Genomic DNA, 20,198 nt, shown 5'->3' on the forward strand with positions numbered 1-20,198 from the left:
TCCGATCCCGCTCCGCTCATAATGACGGTGCGCGTGACGACTTTTCACTTTTCGGCACTTTAAATGTCCGTACCGCCCTACACTCCTCTCGCAATCCGGTCTCGATCACCATGCGATCGGCCCTCTGGAGAGGCAGGTCGATGCCGAGGACGCGCCACAGGCAAGGACGGCTCGGCCCCCCACGGCGCCGGAGGCTGACGGCGTCGCTGGGCGACAGGATCTCCGCGCTGGGCGGAGTGGTCGTCATCGCGGTGGGTCTCGCACTGGCCGCCATCGTCGAGCAGGCCGTCATGCCGCCGGCCGCCCGGCACGCGGTCGCCGACCGCCGCCCCGTGCACGTCAGGCACTCGCGCACGCCGCGTCCGGCCCCGTCCCGATCCTCGCCGTCGCGGGCTCCGGTGAGCCCGGCCGTCCAGCTCAGCCGGAAGGTCGAGACGGTCGTCCTCGCCGAGCGCAGCCGCGTGGCCCGGCGGGACTACGGGGTCGGGGCGCTGCCGACCCCCATCGTGCGGCTGACCAGGATGGACCGCGCGCGCACCTGGGCGTTCGGCACCGAGACGATCCCGCCGCCGCGCGGGATGACGGTCATGCCGGAGTCCTCGCTCTACGTCGCGCAGCGCACCCGCGCCGGCTGGCAGGTGGCCCTGGCCGGCACCCCGCAGTTCACCACGCTCCTGCGGAAGGCGCCCGCCGCGGTCGTTCCGGCCGGTGAACGACCGGTGCTCGAGCGGTTCAGCGCCGCGGCCGACCCGCCGCTGGACACCGGCCTGATGCTCCCCTGGGGAGTCGGCCAGTCCTGGACCCTCCTGGCCACGGACGACGGCGTGTCGGGCTTCGACGGCGGTGACGGGCGGGTCCTCGCCCCGGGCGACGGCCGGATCTACCGGCTCTGCTCCTCCGCGGCCGGCCACGGGCTCGTGCTCCTCATCCACCCGAACGGCCTGGCCACCGAGTACTACCAGATGTCCGACGTGACGAAGGTCCGCGACGGCGACCTCGTGAAGCGCGGCGACTACCTCGGCCGAACCGGTACGGAACAGCCGTGCGGAGGCGGGGAGGCGCCGCAGCGGATGGTGCGGTTCGCGGTCACCGACGCGACCGGCACGATGCGGCTCGACCACTTCCAACTGGGCGGCTGGACACTGCGCGAGACGGCGGCGGCGACGTTCGCCGAGCGCGCCGGCGTCCGCGTCGACGCCGGCAACCCGCTGCTGAACTTCGGGGCCACGCCCCCGTCTCCCGCCCCCGCGCCGTCCGGGAGCCCCTCCCCCGGCCGTACGCCCAAGTCGGGCCCGCCGAGCGTGCGCGTTCCCGACGTCCCTCTGCCCGGCGGGAGTCCCGGTGCCGTCGTCTGAGCGGGCCGCCGCCCCGCGGCACGCTCCCAGGGAGCCCGGGGCACGGCGGAGGCGGGCGCGGCGCCGTCCCTCCCGAAGACCCGGGCGTACCCGGGCGACGTTCCTCACGTTGGTGCTCCTCGCGGTCGTCCTGGTCGTCGGCCGGACCTCGTGGGGAGCGGCGGAGATCGAGCGGCTGCGGCGGTTCCTGGAGTTCTACGTCGGTGTGTTCACCCTGCTGGCGGCGACCGCGGCGGTCGTCGCCGGGGTGGCCGCCGCGCAGCGGACCCTGCCGATCGGACTGCGCATCCTCGCCCAGGGCGCCCACCGCGCGACCGCGGTCATGGCCGTCGGTTTCCTGGTCACGCACATCGCCTTGAAGGTCATGGAGGCGCACGCGACCGTCTTCGACGCGTTCCTGCCCTTCACCGGCCACGGGCGGCGCGCCGTCCTGGTCGGCCTGGGCACCATCGCCGGTGACCTGCTGATCGTCATCGTCGCCACCGGCGTGCTGCGCGGCCGGTTCGTCACCGGCCCCCGGCCATGGCTGTGGCGCACGGTGCACGCGCTCGCGTACGTCATGTGGGCCGTGGCGATCGTCCACGGCCTGGCGGCCGGCCGCACCCCCAAGGCCTGGGTCACCTGGAGCTACCTGGTCTGCGCCGCCCTGGTGCTGGTCGCGGCGACGAGCCGGCTCCCGCGCCTGGCCCGTGACCGTCGCATGCTGCGCGCGCGCAAGGCCAGAGGCGACGGCCGGGTGACGGGGACCGGGACGCGTCACGGCGCCGCCGACCCCCGCGACCGGGTGAGCGCGGAGGCCCGGGCCGCCGCGGAGACCGGCGACCTGCCCGACGAGCAGTTCTGGGCGGCGTTGCGCGCCGAGACCGCCCCATGGCTCGGTGACCGGAGATGACGGACTTCCGGTACGTGGGGCCGCCGCGCCTCGGCCGCGGGCTGGACCGGCACCAGCGCATCGACCAGACGGCCCACCGCGCGGTGCACGGGGAGTTCCGGCGGCGTAGCCTGCGCGAACTGCTGGCACTGGCCGAAGAGGTCGACCTGCGCGGCCGCGGCGGCGCGGCCTTCCCCTTCGCCCGCAAGCTGAAGGCGGTCGTGTCGGCGGCCCGCCGTCAGGACGCCCAGACCGTCGTCCTGGTCAACGCCACCGAGGGCGAGCCGGCCAGCGCCAAGGACAAGCTGCTGATGTCCCGCGCCCCGCACCTCATCCTCGACGGGGCGATGCTCGCCGCCCTCGCGCTCGGCGCCCGCGAGGTGGTCATCGGCGTGACCGACGGCGGCCGGGCCGGCCGGTCCATCCGCAGCGCGGTCGTGGAGAGCAACCTCGGCGGGTTCGTCCGCGTCGTCCGCCTCCCGGAGCGGTTCGTCACCGGTGAGGGCGGCGCGCTGGTCAACGGCGTCAACGGCGCCCCGGCGCTGCCCCCGGGCCGCAAGGTGCGGGCCGCCGAACGCGGCGTGGACGGGCTGCCCACCCTGTTGTCGAACGCCGAGACGTTCGCCCAGCTGGCGCTGTTGTCCCAGCTCGGCGCGGACCTCTACCGGGCCATCGGAACACCCGAGGAACCGGGCACCGTCCTCCTCACCGTCTGGGGGCCGAGCGGCCGGCCCGTCGTCGTCGAGGCCCCGGCCGGCACCCCGCTGTTCCAGGTGCTCGACCTGGGCCGCGCGGACGTCGGCCAGGGCGTCCTGATGGGCGGCTACCACGGCGCGTGGCTCACTCCCACCGCCGCGAACCGGGCCCGTGTCTCCCGCGCGGACATCGCCCGGGCGGGCGCCGCCCTCGGGGCCGGCATCATCCTGCCGCTCGCCGCGGACGTCTGCCCGCTGGGCGAGGTCGCCCGGGTCGCCGTCTACATGGGCATGGAGACCGCCGGGCAGTGCGGTCCCTGCCGCCTGGGGCTGCCGGCCCTCGCCCGGTCGCTGCGCGCGCTGGCGGAGGGCGACTCGCGCTCCGAGGCCCTCGCGGCCGTACGGCAGGGCATGCAGGTCGTCAAGGGACGGGGAGCCTGCCACCACCCGGACGGCACGTCCCGGTTCATCGCCTCGGCGCTCGAGGTCTTCGAGGAGGACGTCGCCACCCACCTGGCCGCGGGAGGCTGCGGCCGTCCGGTACGCGGGCTGCTGCCGATCGACGGCGAGGAGGCGGCCGCGGAGGAGTCCGAGGACACCGGGCTGCGGCTGACCGTGGACTGGACCCGCTGCGCCGGGCACGGCCTGTGCGGGCACCTCGTCCCCGACCTCGTGAGCCTCGACGAACACGGCTTCCCGGTCGTCGAGAGCACGTCGGTGCCACGGCGACTGCTCCGTCAGGCCCATCAGGCGATCGAGATGTGCCCCGCGCTCGCCCTGCGCTTCAGAGACCCCTGATCACGCCTCCGGAGGTCCCGTCTCCCCGCCGGTCGCGTCCAGGTGGTCCGCGAGGATCCGGCTGATCGTGCCGAGCGACTGGACCTGTTCGGCGTCGAGCGCGTCGAACAGCGCCCGGCGGACGGCCTCGACATGCCCCGGTGCCGCGGCGGCCAGCGCGGCGAACCCGTCGTCGGTGAGGACGGCGAGCTGACCGCGCCGGTCGGTGGGGCAGTCCTCCCGGCGCACCCAGCCGCGCTCCTCGAGCCGGGTGATCGCGTGGGACAGCCGGCTCGCGGAGACACGGGTGCCCTCGGCGAGCACGGACATCCGCAGCGTACGACCGGGTGTCTCCGAGAGGCGCACCAGGATCTCGTAGTAGGCGTGCGGGATGCCCGAGTCGCGGCGCAACTGCGCGTCGATCTCGTCGAGCAGCAGGCGGTGCGCCGTCAGGTACGCACGCCAGGTGCGCTGCTCATCGGGGCTCAGCCATCGGGTCTCGCTCACCCGGACGAGTCTAGTCCTGTTGTTGAGCTTTCAAATAGCTGCTAGGTTCCTTGAACGTTCAAGTACCCGGCTTTCCGGAGGAGTCCCGACTCATGTCCCGTCGCATTCCCTCACCCGTGGTCGACGTGGCCCTGCTCGTCGCCCGTGTCGCGATCGGCGTCGTCTTCGTCGCGCACGGCTGGCAGAAGCTGCACACCAACGGCCTGACCGCGACCGGGCACGCGTTCAAGATGATGGGCGTCCCCGCGCCGACGCTGTCGGCCTACTACGCCACCTTCGTCGAGCTCGGCGCGGGACTGCTGCTGATCCTCGGGCTCCTGACGCCCATCGCCGGCGTGCTGCTCTTCCTCGACATGGTCGGCGCGTTCCTGACGGTGCACGTCGACAAGGGCCTGTTCGTGGACAAGGGCGGCTACGAGCTCGTCCTCACCCTCGCCGCCGTCACCCTGGCCTTCGCGGCGGTGGGCGCCGGCCGCCTCAGCGTCGACGGGCTGTTCCGCCGGCGCACCCCCACGACCGCGTCCTGAGCGACCGCGCCCGGCCTGGCGGGGCCGCCTACCGCTCCGGCGCGGCGGGCGGCCCGTCCTCGCTCAGGTCGTGCAGGCCGATCCCGTGCCGCCGCAGCAGCCGTTCCAGCTCGGCCAGGTGGTAGCAGTAGCCGTCGCCGACGAGATAGCCCCGCCGGCTGACGCGATAGCAGGGACGGTCGTCGAGGACGATCGCCTCGATGACCCAGCCGCCCGCCGCGCTCCAGCGTCCCGCCACGCCACAAAGGCTATGTGACCTGCGACGATGACCGGACTGCGAGGAGCGCGGCACCCCAAGTGGCCGGCGTTACGCCGGCAGGACGTCGCGCGCGGCGATCGCGGCGCCGCGGGCCCCGGCCATGTCGAGGTCGGGGACCAGGGCGAATCGCGCGGCGCGGGCCTGCTCGTCCCGGAGCACCGTGTGCTCGCGGACCTTGTCCAGGAACCACTCGCGGAACTTCGGGCCGGTCTCGACGACGCCCCCGCCGACGAAGTACGCGCTCGGGTCGGTGAAGTTCGCGGCGATCGTGAAGAGGCGGCCGAGCGCGATCGCCTGCTGCTCGAAGATCTTCAGGGCGAGCGGGTCCTCCTTCTCGGCGTACCCCCGCACGAGCTTGGCCGCCTTGCCCGGTGTCTCGTCCGCCAGCGGATGCCCCTCGAACCGCGTGAGCCAGTACGGCAGCAGGTTGTTGGCGATGCCGGTGAGCGAGGCCACGCTCTCGGCGTCGGCGGAGAAGCCGCAGTTGCAGGCGGGCATCGGCTGGGCGTCCTCCAGCAGCCCGTGCATCGGGATGTGGACGTGCCCGAGCTCGCCGGCCATCCCGGCGGCGCCCTTGACGACCTTCCCGGCCTCGACCACGCCGCCGCCCAGGCCCGTGCCGACGATCGCGGAGACCGACGAGTGCCGGAACGCGTCGGCCCCGAAGTGGGCGTGGTGGGCGTACAGCGCCGCGGCGTTCCCGTCGTTGTTGTAGACGACCGGCAGCCGCAGGCGCTCCTCGAGAGCGGTGCGGATGTCGAAGCCCCACCACTCGGGCTGGGGGAAGTTGGTGGCGCCCTTGCTCGAGATCACGCCGGTCGCGCTCGCCGGGCCCGGGGTGTCCAGGCCGACGGCGCGTACCCGCGCCGGGTCGACACCGGTCACCTCGAGGACCCCCGCCAGGGACGCGGCCAGGGCCTCCACCGCCACTTCGGGCCCTTCCAGCACCCGGCTGGGGGTTTCCACGAGACGGTCGACGAGGAAGCTCCCCTCGGCGTCCAGCACCGTCGCGTTGTTGCTGGTCCCGCCGTTGTCCAACCCGACGACCACCCACGTGTCCGGCATTCCACATCCCCTTTCGGCCCCATGATGGTAAGGCTCGTGACGACACGCACGGGAGGGGCCTGATCCGGCCGCGGTCGTCCCGCACTCGCTCACCCCGGTCGGCCGGTCGCGCCCCTGTCCCAGGGGTGGCTCGCGCACGCGGTCCGTCGGCGGTGACTCACCCGGTTCAGCGCTCGGGGACCGCGCCGGCAGGCGGCTTGACCGCGACGCCGCCGTACCCCCAGATGTTCCGGACGGCGCGTTCGAGTATCTCCGCGGGCTCCCCGTCGGGGTTCCAGGTGGCGGCCAGGCCGGGCTCGACCAGGTCCAGGCCGTCGAAGAACCGCAGGATCTCGTCGTAGGTCCGCATGTTCATCGTCGACGAGGCGTTGGCCCAGCCGGCGGAGGCGGCCAGGCCGGTCTCCGGGTCCGGGTCCAGTGACGCGTGCGTCAGGATGAGCATGCTGCCGGGCGCGAGCCCGGCCCAGAGCCGCTTCACCAGGCCGTACGGGTCCTCGTCGTCGCGGACGAAGTGCAGCACCGACACCAGCATCAGCGCGACCGGCCGGTCGAAGTCGATGACGTCCCGTATCTCGGGAGTCGCGAGGATCTTCTCCGGCTCGCGCAGGTCGGCCAGGACGATGGTGACGCGGTCCCGGTGCTCGCCGGACAGCAGGGCCCGCGCGTGGGTCAGCACGATCGGATCATGGTCGACGTAGGCGATGCGGGCGTCGGGCGCCAGTTCGTGGGCGACCTCGTGCACGTTGCCGGCGGTCGGGATCCCGGTGCCGATGTCGAGGAACTGGGTGACGCCCCGGCGCACGGCGTACCGGACCGCGCGGCGCAGGAACAGCCGGCTCAGCCGGATGCTCTGCGGCATGTCCGGCATCGCCTCGAGCACCTTCTTCACGGCCGCCCGGTCGACCGCGAAGTTGTCCTTGCCGCCCAGCAGATAGTCGTACATGCGAGCCGTGTGCGGCACCGAGGTGTCGAGGCCGGGGCCCCGGCGGGCGTGCGCGTCCGCGTCGGCGGGTGACGAGTCCCCGGGTCCTGCGGATTCGGACGCCATGGCACCTCCAGCTTGAAACCACCACCGATCCGGCGCGGTGATCAAGGATACGACGACGCGCGCGGCACGATCACGCCGCGACGTGGCGTTCCCGAGCGGGTCCGCTCACTTGCGCATGACCTCCGGCTCCTGGCGGCGGAGCATCCGGGCGACCAGGAAGGACAGCACGACCACCTGCAGGAGCATGACGCCCATGTCCAGGCTCCAGGTGCCGAGGTCCTGCTTCCACAGCGGGTCCGGCGGGGTGTCCCGGTGGGGGATCAGCTGACCGGCGTCGAGCGTGCCGGCCATCGCGGCGAGCGCCCATCGGGCGGGCACCAGCCACGAGATCTGCTCCAGCACCGGCTTGCCGTCCAGGTGGACGAGGGCGCCGCAGAAGACCACCTGGACCAGCGTCGACATCACCAGGAGCGGCATCGTCATCTCGCTGGTCTTGACCAGCGCGGAGATCAGCAGGCCCATGGTCATCGCGGTGAAGGACAGCAGCGCGATCGCGAGCACCAGCTCGATGAGCGGAGTCGTGAGCACGCCCTTGTCGTGCGTCGTGACGCCGAGCATGGCCACCAGGGTCAGCACGATCCCCTGCCCGATGGTGATCAGGCCGAGCACGAGCAGCTTCGAGGCGAGATACGCGGATCTGGACAGCCCGACCGCGCGTTCTCGCTGATAGATCGGTCTTTCCTTGACGAGTTCACGCACCGCGTTGGCGGCGCCGGTGAGGCATCCGCCGATGCACAGGATGAGCAGGAGGTTGGCCGCCTGACCGTTCGTGCCCGGGCGTGCGAGCAGATCGCCGGTGGGCACCACACGGGCCAGCAGGCCCATGATGATCGGGAGCAGCACGGTGATGCCGAGGAACATCGGGTCCGCGACGATGCCCCGCACGTACCGCCGGATCAGCGTGCTGAGCTGCTCCGGCCAGCTCTGCGGCTTGGGCGTCTGCTGGTACTCCGTGACCGGCCCGGTCTGCGGGGCGGCCGGCTGGACCAGCTCCGACTGGACGTACCGCTGGTGCTCGGCGGACCGCAGGTAGCGGCCGCCCCAGTCGATGGACGGGTCGTCGAACGCCTGGAAGACGTCCGCCCAGTCGTCGAAGCCCAGGAACGGCAGCGCCTCCTTCGGCGGGCCGAAGTAGGCGATCCGGCCACCCGGCGCCATGACGAGCAGGCGGTCGCAGATGTCGAGGTTCGCGACGCTGTGGGTGACCACCGCGACCGTACGGCCGTCGTCGGCCAGGCCGCGCAGCATCTGCATCACCGACTTGTCCAGGCCCGGGTCCAGGCCGGAGGTCGGTTCGTCGAGGAAGAGCAGCGACGGCTTGGTCAGCAGCTCCAGGGCGACGCTGACGCGCTTGCGCTGGCCGCCGGACAGCGCGGAGACCTTGTTGTCCCTGCGGTGGTCCAGCGCGAGTTCCTTGAGCACCTCGTCGACGCGCGCCTTGCGCTCGCTCTGCCGGGTGTCGTCGGGGAACCGCAGCTCCGCGGCGTACAGGAGCGCCCGGCGCACCGTCAGCTGGGTGTGCAGGATGTCGTCCTGGGGCACGAGGCCGATCCGGGAGCGCAGCTCGGCGTAGTCGCGGTACAGGTCGCGCCCGTCGTAGGACACCACGCCCTGGTCGGCGGGGCGCAGACCGGTGAGGGCGCGCAGCAGCGTCGACTTGCCCGAGCCACTGGGCCCGATGACCGCGACGAGGCACTTCTCCCCGAGCGGGAACGTCACGTGGTCGAGCAGCACCTTGCCCTTGTCGACGGTGACGGTGAGGTCGTGCGCGCTGAGCCGCACCGCGCCGGCGTCGACGTACTCCATGAGGACGTCGTCGACGAGGTGGAACGTCGAGGGTCCGATGCCGATGATGTCCTGCGGGCCGATCGGCGCGCGCTGCACCAGCCGCCCGTTGACGTAGGTGCCGCTCCGGCTGCCCAGGTCGACGATCTCGTACGTTCCGCCGGTGGAGCGCAGCTCGGCGTGCTGACGTGACACCCGCAGGTCCGCGATGACCATGTCGTTCTCGGGGCCGCGGCCGATGCGCACCACCCGCGAGCCGTCGAGCCGGCGGATCTGCGTGGGCTCGCGGTACTGGCCGCTCATCGTCTGCACGATCGGCGACCGCGGCCGTGGACCGTGCGCCGGCCGGCCGGGGGCGCCGCCGGGACCGGGCGGAGCCTGCTGGTACGGGCCCGAGCCGCCGCCGTATCCGGGAGGCGCCTGGGGAGCGGTGCCGCCGTACGGGGCGGGACGGCCCGCGGTGGACGGATCCGCCGTCGGGCGCTGACCGGGGTAGGCCTCGGGGCCCGGCGGGTATCCCTGCGGCGCGGTCCCACCCTGGGTGGCACCGGAGGCGGGCGGGTACCCCTGCGGCGCGGTCCCGCCGGGGGCGGCGCCGCCGGCGGCGGGCGGGTATCCGTACGGCGCGGTGCCGCCCGCCGGGGCGCCCCCGGAGGTCTGCGGATAGCCGTGCGGCGCGGTCCCGCCCGTGGCGGCCTGCGGAGGCGGGGGGTACTGGCCGGGGACGCCCGGCTGCGACGGGCCGGCGGGCGACGCCGCCTGCCAGGAACCGTCCTGCTGGTACGGCGCGGCCGGGCGGGGGGACGGCTCGGACGCGGGCGGCCGGCCGGGGGACGTGTAGCCGCCGCTCTGCCCGGCGGGCGACGCGCCGGGAGAGCCCGGCTGTACGGGTCCCGGCCCGGCCTGCGCGGCCCGGAAGACGAGCGGGACGCCCTCCTCGGGGTGACCGAGGCGGACCTGGGTGCCCGGAGCGACGACGGTCCGCTGGACCCGCCGGCCGTTCTGGAAGGTGCCGTTCGCGCTGCCGTTGTCCTCCAGCACCCACTGGCCGGCTTCGAATCGAAGGATCGCGTGCGTCCGGGAGACCCCGTCGACGGCGATGACGATGTCCGATCCCGGATCCCGGCCCAGGCGGTAGGCGCGTCGTGGATCCAGAGCCACCGAAGTGCCGTTGCCATCCACGAAAAGCTGAGTCACGAAACCGCCTTCCCGTCAATGCCCCGTAGCCCGGCGGAGCGGCTTGCCAGACCCCCGCACCCCACTGGCCGAGGCTAAACACTAGGGCTTCGCCGACATAAGCTGCAATCTTTCGGAAAAGTGGTCGGCGTCCCCCAGGACCGCCATGTTGTGAGGGACACCCGATGTCCTGGCGGCGCGCCGGATTTGCCCCCGGGCCGCCTATCCTCGATCATTGACCGAATGTCCCCCGAGCCTCAGGCGTCTCATCAGGCGCATCCGGAGAGTGCCCCCGGGCGATGACCACCACGCTGCAGCCGGCCCCCAGGGCCGATATTCCACGTACCCGCCGGGCGACCCATCGGCGATGGCTGTTCCATCCGATCGTGCTCGCGACGGCCGCCGCGGCGATCCTGCACCTGCTGTGGGCCAGGTTCGCCGCGACCGACGGCGGCGACCTCGCCGCGCAGTACGCATGGACGCACTTCGCGCTGCGACATCCCGGCTCCGCCTACGACTTCGCGTGGTACGGCGGCATGCACCCGGCGTCCTACAGCGTCATCTCGGCGTACCTCATGGCGCTGATCGGCGTGCGCACGGCCGCGGTGATCGCCGGCACACTATCAGCCGCCCTGGTCGCGCTGCTGCTCGTCCGCTCCGGCGTCTCCCGCCCGCTGGCGCCGGCCCTCTGGGCCGCGTTCTCGCTGTCCTGCAACGCCGTGTCCGGCCGCGTGACGTTCGCGCTGGGCGTCCTCTTCGGGCTGGCCGCCGTCACCGTGGTGTTCGTGCCGCGCGGGCCGCGGGCGCTCCGCGCCGTCGCCGTCGTCGCCCTCGGCGTGCTGGCGACGCTTGCCAGCCCGGTCGCGGGACTGTTCCTGGAGGTCGTCGCCGCCGCGCTGTTCGTCACCCGGCGCCGCCCGGCCGCCTACGCGGTGGCCGTCGGCCCACCGGTGGTCGTGGGGGGATCCGCGCTGTTCTTCCCCTTCTCGGGCGTCCAGCCGTTCCCCTGGTACCTCGTGGTGGCCCCCGTCGTCGCCTCGGTGGCGGTGGTCGCGTTCGCGCCGCGCGGCTGGCGCGCCGTACGCATGGGAGCGGTGGTCTACGCGATCGGGACCCTCCTCACCTGGGCGATCCCCTCCCAGGTGGGCAGCAACGTCGATCGGATGGCGCTGCTGTTCGGCGGCACCGTGCTGCTGGCCGCGGCACTGCACCGGCGCGCGGCCGTCCTGTACATCGCCTTCGCGGCCACGGTCGTCTCCCAGGTGGCGCGGCCGGTCTTCGACCTCGTCAACACGGCCGCGACCGGCGGGCACACGGCGAGCCTGGTGGCCGAGCTGCGCCGGGTGCGCGCCGACCAGAGCCGGGTCGAGGTGGTGCCCGAGCGCACCCATCTGGAGGCGTCCGCGCTCGCCACGGAGGTGAACCTGGCGCGTGGCTGGAATCGCCAGGCCGACGTGCAGCGCAACGCCGTGTTCTACGACGGGACCCTCAACCCGGACACCTACCACGCCTGGCTGCGCCGCTGGGCCGTGGGCTACGTCGTCCTGCCCTCCGCCCAGCCCGACTGGCAGGCCATCGACGAGGCGCGCATCGTCCGGGCGGGCCAGCCCTGGCTGCGGCCGGTGTGGCACAACCGGCACTGGTGGCTGTACCGCGTCACCGACGCCGTCCCGCTCGCCGACCCGCCGGCGACGGTGAACCAGGCGCTCGACAACGAGCTGGACGTCACGGTCCCGGCCGGAGGGTCGGTGCTGATCCGGGTCCCCTGGTCCCCGTGGATGAAGGTCCTCGACGGCCGGCCGGGCTGCCTGGCCAAGGACGGCGACTGGACCCGCCTGTACGCCCCCGAACCCGGCCGCTACCGCATCGGCGCGCCGTACCGCCTCCCCCGCGGGTCCTCCTGCCCGAGCTGAGCGACGCCCCCGGCGGCACGGCCCGCAGGCCGCCGGGTCTTCGCCGCCGGTGTCGCCCGCGCGACGACGAGCGGGATGACGGGCGGCCCACCGTGGCGGCGCAGCGACCGCCGAGTCGTCCGAGTCGAGTCGTCACGGCGGCGTCACGGCGCGCCGCGGTCGCGGTGGGCGCGTCACACGCCGAGGCACCCGATCGGCCGACGGAGCCCGGATTGAGTCCGCGGACGCGTCACACGCCGAGGAGCCCGCTCAGCCGACCGAGCGCGGAGTGAGTCCGCGGGCGCCTCACCCGCCGAGGCACACGCTCAGCCGGCGGAGCCCGGAGTGAGCCGGCGGGCGCGTCACACGCCGAGGCGGCCGTTCAGCCAGCGGAGCGCGGGGGTGAGTTCGCGGTTCCACACGCTGAAGTGGTGTCCGCCGGTGGGCAGGGTGATCGAGGCGACGCGCATCGGGGAACGGGCGAGCGCGATGAACCGCATCGTCGCCTGATAGTCCTTCTCCCCCACCTTGCTGGTGGTGACCAGGACGTCGACCGGCGGGGCGGGCCGGTGCCGGAGCCGCCAGACCAGGTCGTTCTCGTTCCGGTAGGCCGGGCTCCCGCCGTACAGGTCGCCGGTGGTGATGTCGCGCAGCGCCTTGTAGTAGCCCGACAGGGAGATCGCGGCGGCGAACCGGTCGGAGTGGCGCATCGCGAGCTTCAGCGCGCAGTATCCGCCGGTCGAGTCCCCCATCGCGCTCCACCCGGTCGGCGCGGGCACGGTGCGGTACGCCGTCTCGACCGCGGCGGGCAGGTCCCGCGCGAAGAACGTCTCGGCGAGCGGGCCGTTCGGGACGTCGGTGCACTCGGTGTCGCGCGGCGGAGTGAGCATGGGCCGCATCATGACGAAGATCATCGGCTTGAGGCGGCGGGCGGCGATCTCCTGGGCGGCGGTCTGCGGCAGGCGCAGGCGGGTGACGAGGTTCTGGGCGTTCCCCGGGTAGCCGGTGAGCGCCAGCGTCACGGGGAAGCGGCGGGTCCGGTCCTGGAAGTACTGCGGCGGCAGGTAGACGTAGGCCAGGGCGGTGATCCCCGATCGCGCGCCGTGGATCGTCACGGCCTCCAGCCGGCCGTCCTTGGCGGGCAACTGGTGGCCGTCGACGAAGGCGTCGTGCGCCGGAACGAGCAGCGGGTCCGGTCCGGTGGAGGCGCTCGCGGCCCGGGCGTGCGGGCCGACCGGATCGCCGGTGCCGCCTCCCCCGGCTCCGGGCATGCCGAGCAGGTCGCCCCAGGATCCGTAAAAGGCGAAGTACGCGTTGGCGACGGTGAGCAGGGCGGCCAGGAGCAGGACCTGGGAGACCAGCAGCAGGCCGACCCGCGCCGGGACCCGGCGCGCGGCGCGCGGCGCGACCCATATGACACCGGCCAGCGCGGCCAGGGCGAGGACACAGACGAACAGGATGAAGGGGGTGCCGGTGAGGCCCATCGACGTCAGCTCTCCGGACTCAGCCGGCCGCTGAGCCATCGCAGTACGGCAGGAAGGTCCCGCTGCCAGGTCGGGAGCGTGCCGCCGCCGGTGACGGTGAGGGAGTCGGCACTCGCCGGCGGGCGGACCAGGGCGGTGAGCCGCCGGGCCGGCTCGGTGGTCCCGCCGGCGGTGATGACGAGCAGGTGCGCCGGGGGCGGCGGGCGGTGACCCAGCGTCCAGAGCAGATCGTTCTCGTTCCGGATGGCCGCGCTGCGCCCGTAGAGGTCGCCGGGCGGCGCGCCGTACGACGACGCGGCGCAGGCCGCCGCGGTGAACCGGTCGCCGGCCCGCAGGGCGAGCCGGGCCGCGCAGTAACCGCCGGCCGCGTCACCGATCACCCCCCAGCCGGGGCCGTCCCGCGCGACCCGGTACGAGGCCGTCACCGCCATCGGCACGTCCTCGGCGAAGAACGTGCCGGCCTGCGGGCCGCCGGGCGCGTCGACACAGGCGCCGACCGGGCTCATGAGGACGTACACGGTCGGCTGCACCGCGCCGCCCGCGATCTGGCCGGCCGCGACCGACGGCAGGCGCAGCCGGGTGAGCGTGCCCGGCACGTCCGCCGTGAGGACCAGGACGACGGGCAGGCGCCGACTTCGGTAGGCGTGATGGGAGTACTGCGGCGGCACGTACACGTAACCCGTGGCCGTGATGCCGGAGCGGAGGCCGTGGAAGACGACCGCGTCCAGGCGTCCCTCGCCGGCGGGCAGACCACGCGACAGCGTGTCGGACCGGGGCCGCAGGGACGGCTGCGCCGCCGCGGCGGGCGGCGCCGTCGCGTCCGTTCCGCCGACGACCCGTACCCGGCTCTTGTCCGTGCCGAGCAGATCGGCCCAGGAGCCGAAGAAGCCGAACGAGGAGTTGACCGCCACGAGCACCGCGAACACCACCACGGACTGGGTGCCCACGACGAGGCCCGCCCGCGCCGACGCCTGGCGCACGCCGCGGCCCGCGACCAGGGGCAGCAGGACGACGCAGGTCACGAACGCGGCGAACCCGAGGATGCCGAGCAGAATGACGAACGGGCCGTCGGTCAAGCCCATCAGGAGACCTTTCCCGGCCCGGCGATCGGCCGCAGCCGGGTCCGGCGGGCCCGCGCGACGAGACGCCGTACGGGCCCCTCGAACAGGACGAAACCGATCAACGTCACCGTCACCCCGACGACGGCGCCGCCCGCGATGTCCTTCAGCGGAACGCCGCCGACGGCGAAGGTCACAGCCATGATCGCCGCGGCGCCGCCCGCCAGCAGGCCCAGCCGGCGGCTCACGAGGAGCAGCCCGGCGGCGGTGGCCGCCGCGACCGCCACGTGATCGCTCGGCGCGGGCAGCTCGGCCGTACGCGCCGCCATGCCGTGCGGCAGGGGCAGCGGGACGGTCGTCAGGTGCTCGATCGGCTGGTTGACCAGGGCGGCGGCGACGGCGCCGACGGGCGCCCAGATCGCCGCGGCCATGACCGGGGCGCGCCGGTGCCGGGCCGTCCACCACCCGGCCACGAGCAGCACGGCGTACAGGCCCGGCCCGAAGGTCACCCAGCCCACCAGGGCCAGGTGCGACCAGTGGCCGCCGGGCGAATAAGCGCTCATTACGTGTTCTCGCTCCCGTAGGAGCATTGATCCCCTCGACATCGCTGTCGCAAGCGTAGGAACACGTTGGTCAGCACTCGTTCAACGCATGGTTAGCGTGATCCTCACCTTTCCCGCCGCCGCCCGGCCGCGCGAGAAGCATGATCACCCACAGCAGTCACGTTGTACCATTCAGGCAGTGAGTGCCCACGGCGGCCGGTGGTCGGCCATGGCCCCGTCCGCCAGTGGATCTGGAGGAACCATCACGTCAGCCGTCCCTCATCCCCTGTTTCACCGATGCTCCATTCGACAGGGGAGGTTGAGGCCATGAGCCCGCGAATCCTGACCCGCCGACGCGAGACCGAGCCGCTCGTCGAACGGTTCGACGGGTCGGTCGTGGGGCGGCTCCCGGTGCGGACCTGGGTCGCCGCCGGACTGCTCGCCGCCGCGCTGTGCGGGGTGGTCGTCGGCACCCGGCTGACCGACCTCGGCTTCCGCGACATCGACGTGCGCGGCTGGGCCGGGGCGCTGTCCGCCCGCGCCGGCCGGATCCGGTGGGAGTTCGTACCGCTGGTCGCCGCCCTGGCGACGCTGCACTACCTCGCGTCGGGGCTCGGCGTGCGCGCCGCGGCCGACGGCGTGTCCGGCCGGCGGCTCCGCCTGTGGGAGGTGACGGCGTCGCAGTTCGCCGGAGCCGCGGCCAACCGCCTGGCGCCCAGCGGGCTCGGCTCCGCCGCGGTCACCTGCCGGTACCTCACCCGGCGCGGCCTGCCGATGTACGAGGCGACGGCGGCGATGGCCGCGGCCGGCCTCATGCGGGGCGTGACGAAGCTCGGCCTCGTCGTGCTGGCCGTCGGCGTGTGCAACGGCCTGGACGACCCGTCGATGCCGGACATCCGCGTCGGCCGGATCATGAGCCACCACTCCGGGATCATCGTCCCGGTCCTCCTCTCCGCCGCGGGCGTGGCCGTCCTGCTCGCCCTCGTCGTGTTCTACTGGCCGGGCGGGCGGGGACGCGCCTGGGCCCGTGCCACGGTCACGGGTGTCGGCAGGTCGCTGCGGCACCTCGTCCACCGGCCGCGCTGCCTGCTGTGGACGGTCGCCGCGTCGACCGGCGCGCATATCGCGCTGGCGCTGGCGTTCGCGGTCAGCCTGCTCGCCGTGCCCGGTACGCACAGCGGCGCCTTCGGCGCGCTGCTGGCCGTCTACCTGCTCGGCGCCACGGCCGGTGCCGCGATCCCGACCCCCGCCGGGGTGGGGTCGACCGAGGCCGCGCTGATCACCGCGCTGGCGGCCGCGCACGTCCCGACCGGCCAGGCGGCCGAGGGGGTCCTGCTGTTCCGGGCCATGACGTTCTGGGCGCCCGTCCCGGTGGGCGTGCTCAGCACCCGGCTCCTGCGCCGCACGCACGCCCTGTAGCCCCGCGAGGCCGCCCCGCCGGTCGCCTCGGCCCTGGCCGACCCGGCCCTGGTCGGCTCGGCCCTGGCCGGCTCGGTGCCGGTCGGCTCGGCTCAGGTGAGGCCGTTCCGGGCGGCGAAGACCGCGAGCCGCACGCGGTTCGGGCATCCCGTCTTCGTCATCAGACCCGCCACGTGCGTCTTCACCGTCGTGACGCCGATGTGGAGGCGTTCGGCGATCTCCCCGTTGGACAGGCCCTCCGCCAGGAGGGTCAGGACCGCGCGCTCCCGTCCCGTGAGGGCCGGTTCGGGTGCCGCCGGGTCGTCCCGCCGGGCGCCGACCGCCTGGGCGACCAGCCGCCGCAGCACCGGCGTGCTGAACGGGCTGTCCCCGTCCGCCGCCCGCCGGATGGCGTCCACGAGCGTCTCCGGTGCGACGTCCTTGGCGAGGAAACCGCAGGCCCCGGCGGCGAGCGCGGGGTAGAGATGGTCGTCGTCGTCGAAGGTCGTGAGGACGACGACGCGCGTCGCGGGCCGTTCGGCGAGGATCCGCGTCGTCGCGGCGATGCCGTCCACGCCCGGCATGCGCAGATCCATGATGACGACGTCCGGTGCCAGCCGCGCCGCGAGCCGTACGGCCTCGGCGCCCGCCGTGGCCTCGCCGGTCACCTCGATGTCGTCGGTCGACTCGCACAGCATCCGCAGACCCGCCCGCACGAGATGCTGGTCGTCCACGATGAGCACCCGGATCACGCCGTCATCCGATCAGGACCCGATTCGGGCAGCAGGGCCGACAGACGCCACCCGCCGGGAGCGGGGCCGACCTCGAGGCTGCCGCCGACCAGGTCCACGCGTTCGCGCATGCCGAGCAGGCCGTGCCCGGCGCCGGCCGCCGGTGGGCCGCCGGCCGGTGGAAGGACGCCGGCCATGTCATTGCTGATCTCCAGGCTGACGGCGCCGTCCCCGGTCATCGCCGCGGCGAGGCGTACGGACGCCTGCCGCCCGGCGTGCTTCACGACATTGGTGAGGCCCTCCTGGACGAGGCGCAGCAGGGTCAGGCCGCGTACGGCGTCGAGCCCGGCGAGTTCGGGGGCGACCGAGGAGTCCACGGTGAGCCCCGACTGCCGGGCCCGGTCGACGAGGCCGTCCAGGGCGACGGGCAGGTCCGTCGGCTCGGTGAGCAGGCGGCCCGGGTCGTCCGGGTCGCGCAGCGCGGTGAGCAGGCGGCGCAGGTCGGCGAGGGCGCTGGACGCGCTGGCGTGCACGTCGTCGAGCACCTCGGTCACTCTCGGGTCGGTGCGCGGGATGACGTGGCGGGCCACGCCGACCCGGAGCGCCATCGAGGCCATGTGGTGGGCGACCATGTCGTGCAGTTCGCGGGCGATCGCGGTGCGCTCGCTCATGCGGGCGGCCCGCTCGGCCTCCGCGGCGCGTTCCTGCGCGCTGCGCGCGACCTGTTCGAGCGAGCGGACGTACGCGGCGAGCAGCACCGGCCCGCCCACGACGGCGGCCACCTTGTACAGCAGGGCCGGAACGTCGCCCGGCAGGCCGATGGCGGCGTAGACCACGGTCAGCGCCACCGCGACGAGCAGGGCGGGCACGCCCCACCGGCGGAGCGCCACCTCGAACAGCGCCACGCTCGCCATGATCTTGATGCCGATCGGCGGCGCGTGACCGAACGCCTCGGCCAGGGCGAGGAGCGCCGGCTGGCCGAGGGCCACGGTCAGCGGCAGCCGCCCGCCCGCCGCGCCCAGCGCGAGTGAGCAGAGCGCGAACCCCCAGTCGGCCGGGGCCTGCGGAGCGCCGGTCCGGTGCAGGAGGAGGTAGCCGAACGCGCAGGCGAGCAGGACCGCCCGGATCGGGGCGAACCCGCCGCCGAGCAGGACGGCCCGCGCCGGGGCGAACCTGGTCCCGAGCGGGATCGCGCGCGCCGGGGCGGTTCCGTTCCCGCGCAGGCGACCGAGCCGGGGTCTCTCCACACCGCAGAGGTTATGGCCTGACGGCATCGGCGCCGTCCTCCTCCGGGAGGAGGGCCGGCTCCTACGACCGGCCGCCGGGTCGGGCCGCACGGCGGAAGCGGCACCCGCACGGCGCCGCCGAGGGTGGGGGCATGACGACACACCTCGCCCACCGGGACGGCGCGCTCGCGGCGTTCGTCTTCCTCGGCGGCGCCATCGCCGTCGGGGTATGGACCGTGCTGCTCGGCTTCTACGCCTCCGCCGCCGCCCGTCCCCTCTGGATCGGTTTCGACCTGCTGCTCGTCGCCGGCATGGCGCTGACCGGATGGCTGGCCCGCCGCCGGGATGGACGGGCCGCCCTGACCGCCGCCGGGCTGACCGCCCTGATGCTCGCCGACGTGTGGTTCGACGTGATGACGGCGCGGCCCGGCTACCGGCCCACGTCGATCGTGATGGCGCTCACGCTGGAGCTGCCGTTCGCCGCCGCCTGCGCCGCCTTCGCGCTGCGGGTCCGGGCGCAGGGGTGGAGGTGACCGTGTTCGCGGCGCTGGGCCGGTTCGCGGCCGCACGGCGCCGGTGGGTGGTGGCGGCCGCCCTCGTCTTCGCCGTCTTCGCCGGTGTCTGGGGCACCGGCGTGTTCGGCGCCTTCACCGGCGGGGCCGGGTTCGATCCCCCGGCCGCCGAGTCCTCCCGCGCCGACCGGATCCTCGCCGGTCCGCTCGGCCGGTACGCCGCCGACGTGGTCGTGCTGTACGAGGACCCGGCGCGCACCGTGGACGATCCGGCGTTCGTGCCCGCGACGATGCGCCTGCTGGGCGCGCGCGTCTGGTGGGCGCCACGGCCGCTGGCGCGCTGGTGGGACCGCCACGGCCTGCGCGAGGACGCCGGCCCGGCGGCCCCGGGCCGAAGCGACCCGGCGACCACCCCCACCGGCGCGGCCCGGGCGTAGCGACGCGAGGCCCCGGGCCCGGCTCAGCGAGGCTCGGGCCGGGGGCTCAGCGGGGCTCGTCCGGCTCAGCCCGGCTCGGGTCCGGCTCAGCGGGGTGCGGTCCGGCGCAGCCAGAGCAGTCCGAGCACCGGCAGCACGAGCGGCACGAAGCCGTACCCGCTGCCGTAGCCGGACCACACCGTCGGGTCGGGGAAGGCGGCGCGGTCGGTGAGGCTGTAGGTGCCGACCGCCAGCACGCCGATGAATTCGACGGTGCAGGAGACGACGGCGACGCGATGGGAGGTACGGCCGGAGCGGGCCAGCATCACGGTGGCGAGCACGTACACGACCGCGGCGAACGCCGACAGCAGGTAGGCCACCGGCGCCTGGTGGAACTTGGTGGCGATCTGCACGCCGGCCCGCGACGAGGCGGCGAGGGCGAACACTCCGTACACGGCGACCAGCACCCGCCCCGGTCCGGATCGCCGCGCGGTCGGCTCAGCCATGCCACACCTGCTGCATGCGGACGATGAGGACGGCGATCACGAGGAAACCGGCGGCCAGGACGACCGGGCCCCAGCGGGTGCGCTCGGCCAGTCCCCAGAACGCGGCGATGGGCAGGATCACCAGCGACCCGGCGAGGTAGCCGATGAACATCGGCATCCCGCCGACCGGCCGGGCGCCGCCCGCCAGCCGGACGATCGCCCAGACGACCTGGACGAGCAGACCGGCCTCGCCCAGCGCGGCGGCGCCCAGCAGGACCACGCCGACCCGGCGGTTCAGGGCGGCCGTCACGAGCGCCAGACCGGCGAGCACGAGCACGCCGATGATCAGTGACACCGCCAGGGCCTGGACCACGCGTCAGCCTTCCTCA

The 20,198-nt window shown here is 74.1% G+C and carries 20 protein-coding genes; 8 read left to right on the top strand and 12 right to left on the bottom strand.

Going from position 1 to position 20,198, the window contains the following annotated elements:
* Nucleotides 1-140 precede the first annotated feature (140 nt).
* The 3 genes from ABD978_RS35445 to ABD978_RS35455 all read left to right on the top strand — a co-directional run bounded on the left by ABD978_RS35445 (nt 141) and on the right by ABD978_RS35455 (nt 3,719).
* Nucleotides 141-1,355, top strand: coding sequence for a M23 family metallopeptidase (locus tag ABD978_RS35445; protein ID WP_345364466.1), 1,215 nt, complete (start codon nt 141-143; stop codon nt 1,353-1,355).
* Between the two features lie 109 nt (nt 1,356-1,464).
* On the top strand, nt 1,465-2,247 hold the full coding sequence (locus tag ABD978_RS35450) for a hypothetical protein (RefSeq protein ID WP_345364468.1): 783 nt from the start codon (nt 1,465-1,467) through the stop codon (nt 2,245-2,247).
* The gene (locus ABD978_RS35455; protein WP_345364470.1) at nt 2,244-3,719 is read left to right on the top strand and encodes an NADH-ubiquinone oxidoreductase-F iron-sulfur binding region domain-containing protein; all 1,476 of its coding nucleotides are present in this window, start codon (nt 2,244-2,246) and stop codon (nt 3,717-3,719) included. The genes ABD978_RS35450 and ABD978_RS35455 overlap by 4 nt, the downstream gene beginning before the upstream one ends.
* Here the strand turns inward: ABD978_RS35455 and ABD978_RS35460 are convergent, their stop codons facing one another.
* Nucleotides 3,720-4,205, bottom strand: coding sequence for a MarR family winged helix-turn-helix transcriptional regulator (locus ABD978_RS35460; RefSeq protein WP_345364472.1), 486 nt, complete (start codon nt 4,203-4,205; stop codon nt 3,720-3,722).
* A gap of 92 nt (nt 4,206-4,297) precedes the next feature.
* On the opposite strand from ABD978_RS35460, the gene ABD978_RS35465 reads away from it, so the two are divergent.
* Nucleotides 4,298-4,732, top strand: a complete 435-nt coding sequence (locus ABD978_RS35465) for a DoxX family protein (protein ID WP_345364474.1) — start codon at nt 4,298-4,300, stop codon at nt 4,730-4,732.
* A gap of 28 nt (nt 4,733-4,760) precedes the next feature.
* Here ABD978_RS35465 and ABD978_RS35470 read toward each other — a convergent pair whose 3' ends face one another.
* From ABD978_RS35470 to ABD978_RS35485, 4 genes are all read right to left on the bottom strand, one after another.
* Complete coding sequence (locus ABD978_RS35470; RefSeq protein ID WP_345364476.1) at nt 4,761-4,970, bottom strand: hypothetical protein; 210 nt, start codon at nt 4,968-4,970, stop codon at nt 4,761-4,763.
* 69 nt (nt 4,971-5,039) lie between these two features.
* A complete protein-coding gene (locus ABD978_RS35475; RefSeq protein ID WP_345364478.1) occupies nt 5,040-6,056 on the bottom strand; it encodes an ROK family protein in 1,017 nt (338 codons plus the stop codon).
* 166 nt (nt 6,057-6,222) lie between these two features.
* Nucleotides 6,223-7,104 (bottom strand): SAM-dependent methyltransferase, encoded by an 882-nt coding sequence (locus ABD978_RS35480; RefSeq protein ID WP_345364480.1) that lies wholly within the window; start codon nt 7,102-7,104, stop codon nt 6,223-6,225.
* A 105-nt stretch (nt 7,105-7,209) separates the two neighbouring features.
* Entirely contained in the window at nt 7,210-10,086 is a 2,877-nt protein-coding gene (locus ABD978_RS35485; protein ID WP_345364482.1) for an FHA domain-containing protein, read from the bottom strand.
* A gap of 278 nt (nt 10,087-10,364) precedes the next feature.
* On the opposite strand from ABD978_RS35485, the gene ABD978_RS35490 reads away from it, so the two are divergent.
* On the top strand, nt 10,365-11,978 hold the full coding sequence (locus tag ABD978_RS35490; protein WP_345364484.1) for an MFS transporter: 1,614 nt from the start codon (nt 10,365-10,367) through the stop codon (nt 11,976-11,978).
* A gap of 341 nt (nt 11,979-12,319) precedes the next feature.
* Here the strand turns inward: ABD978_RS35490 and ABD978_RS35495 are convergent, their stop codons facing one another.
* From ABD978_RS35495 to ABD978_RS35505, 3 genes are read right to left on the bottom strand one after another with little or no spacing between them, the layout of a single operon-like run.
* Complete coding sequence (locus ABD978_RS35495; protein ID WP_345364486.1) at nt 12,320-13,480, bottom strand: alpha/beta hydrolase; 1,161 nt, start codon at nt 13,478-13,480, stop codon at nt 12,320-12,322.
* Entirely contained in the window at nt 13,447-14,523 is a 1,077-nt protein-coding gene (locus ABD978_RS35500) for an alpha/beta hydrolase (protein WP_345364488.1), read from the bottom strand. The genes ABD978_RS35495 and ABD978_RS35500 overlap by 34 nt, the downstream gene beginning before the upstream one ends.
* Nucleotides 14,523-15,062: a hypothetical protein gene (locus ABD978_RS35505; RefSeq protein ID WP_345364490.1), complete on the bottom strand. Its 540-nt coding sequence runs from the start codon at nt 15,060-15,062 to the stop codon at nt 14,523-14,525. Before ABD978_RS35505 ends, ABD978_RS35500 begins: the two co-directional genes overlap by 1 nt.
* 306 nt (nt 15,063-15,368) lie before the next feature.
* Between ABD978_RS35505 and ABD978_RS35510 the strand changes: the two genes are divergently transcribed.
* Nucleotides 15,369-16,460 carry a lysylphosphatidylglycerol synthase transmembrane domain-containing protein gene (locus ABD978_RS35510; protein ID WP_345364492.1) on the top strand — a complete coding sequence of 364 codons (1,092 nt, stop codon included), beginning with the start codon at nt 15,369-15,371 and terminating at the stop codon, nt 16,458-16,460.
* A gap of 92 nt (nt 16,461-16,552) precedes the next feature.
* On the opposite strand, the gene ABD978_RS35515 is transcribed toward ABD978_RS35510, so the two are convergent.
* Nucleotides 16,553-17,191, bottom strand: a complete 639-nt coding sequence (locus tag ABD978_RS35515) for a response regulator (protein ID WP_345364494.1) — start codon at nt 17,189-17,191, stop codon at nt 16,553-16,555.
* The gene (locus ABD978_RS35520; RefSeq protein ID WP_345364496.1) at nt 17,188-18,417 is read right to left on the bottom strand and encodes a sensor histidine kinase; all 1,230 of its coding nucleotides are present in this window, start codon (nt 18,415-18,417) and stop codon (nt 17,188-17,190) included. Before ABD978_RS35520 ends, ABD978_RS35515 begins: the two co-directional genes overlap by 4 nt.
* 131 nt (nt 18,418-18,548) lie before the next feature.
* Here ABD978_RS35520 and ABD978_RS35525 point away from each other — a divergent pair, with 131 nt between their 5' ends.
* Together ABD978_RS35525 and ABD978_RS35530 are read left to right on the top strand one after the other, a co-directional pair.
* Nucleotides 18,549-18,929, top strand: coding sequence for a hypothetical protein (locus tag ABD978_RS35525; RefSeq protein WP_345364498.1), 381 nt, complete (start codon nt 18,549-18,551; stop codon nt 18,927-18,929).
* Entirely contained in the window at nt 18,926-19,345 is a 420-nt protein-coding gene (locus ABD978_RS35530; protein WP_345364500.1) for a hypothetical protein, read from the top strand. The genes ABD978_RS35525 and ABD978_RS35530 overlap by 4 nt, the downstream gene beginning before the upstream one ends.
* Nucleotides 19,346-19,431: 86 nt before the next feature.
* Here ABD978_RS35530 and ABD978_RS35535 read toward each other — a convergent pair whose 3' ends face one another.
* Nucleotides 19,432-19,830 carry a hypothetical protein gene (locus tag ABD978_RS35535; protein ID WP_345364502.1) on the bottom strand — a complete coding sequence of 133 codons (399 nt, stop codon included), beginning with the start codon at nt 19,828-19,830 and terminating at the stop codon, nt 19,432-19,434.
* Complete coding sequence (locus ABD978_RS35540; protein WP_345364504.1) at nt 19,823-20,182, bottom strand: hypothetical protein; 360 nt, start codon at nt 20,180-20,182, stop codon at nt 19,823-19,825. Before ABD978_RS35540 ends, ABD978_RS35535 begins: the two co-directional genes overlap by 8 nt.
* Nucleotides 20,183-20,198: the final 16 nt, after the last annotated feature.

Origin of the sequence: Actinoallomurus liliacearum (genome assembly GCF_039542035.1) — a bacterium.
Classification (GTDB): domain Bacteria; phylum Actinomycetota; class Actinomycetes; order Streptosporangiales; family Streptosporangiaceae; genus Actinoallomurus; species Actinoallomurus liliacearum.

Bases quoted from the DNA above. Each gene is read 5' to 3' on its own strand.
- ABD978_RS35465 (WP_345364474.1), top strand. From the start codon at position 4,298: ATGTCCCGTCGCATTCCCTCACCCGTGGTCGACGTGGCCCTGCTCGTC.
- ABD978_RS35525 (WP_345364498.1), top strand. From the start codon at position 18,549: ATGACGACACACCTCGCCCACCGGGACGGCGCGCTCGCGGCGTTCGTC.
- ABD978_RS35455 (WP_345364470.1), top strand. From the start codon at position 2,244: ATGACGGACTTCCGGTACGTGGGGCCGCCGCGCCTCGGCCGCGGGCTG.
- ABD978_RS35505 (WP_345364490.1), bottom strand. From the start codon at position 15,062: ATGAGCGCTTATTCGCCCGGCGGCCACTGGTCGCACCTGGCCCTGGTG.
- ABD978_RS35495 (WP_345364486.1), bottom strand. From the start codon at position 13,480: ATGGCTCAGCGGCCGGCTGAGTCCGGAGAGCTGACGTCGATGGGCCTC.
- ABD978_RS35500 (WP_345364488.1), bottom strand. From the start codon at position 14,523: ATGGGCTTGACCGACGGCCCGTTCGTCATTCTGCTCGGCATCCTCGGG.
- ABD978_RS35510 (WP_345364492.1), top strand. From the start codon at position 15,369: ATGAGCCCGCGAATCCTGACCCGCCGACGCGAGACCGAGCCGCTCGTC.
- ABD978_RS35445 (WP_345364466.1), top strand. From the start codon at position 141: ATGCCGAGGACGCGCCACAGGCAAGGACGGCTCGGCCCCCCACGGCGC.
- ABD978_RS35535 (WP_345364502.1), bottom strand. From the start codon at position 19,830: ATGGCTGAGCCGACCGCGCGGCGATCCGGACCGGGGCGGGTGCTGGTC.
- ABD978_RS35480 (WP_345364480.1), bottom strand. From the start codon at position 7,104: ATGGCGTCCGAATCCGCAGGACCCGGGGACTCGTCACCCGCCGACGCG.
- ABD978_RS35490 (WP_345364484.1), top strand. From the start codon at position 10,365: ATGACCACCACGCTGCAGCCGGCCCCCAGGGCCGATATTCCACGTACC.
- ABD978_RS35475 (WP_345364478.1), bottom strand. From the start codon at position 6,056: ATGCCGGACACGTGGGTGGTCGTCGGGTTGGACAACGGCGGGACCAGC.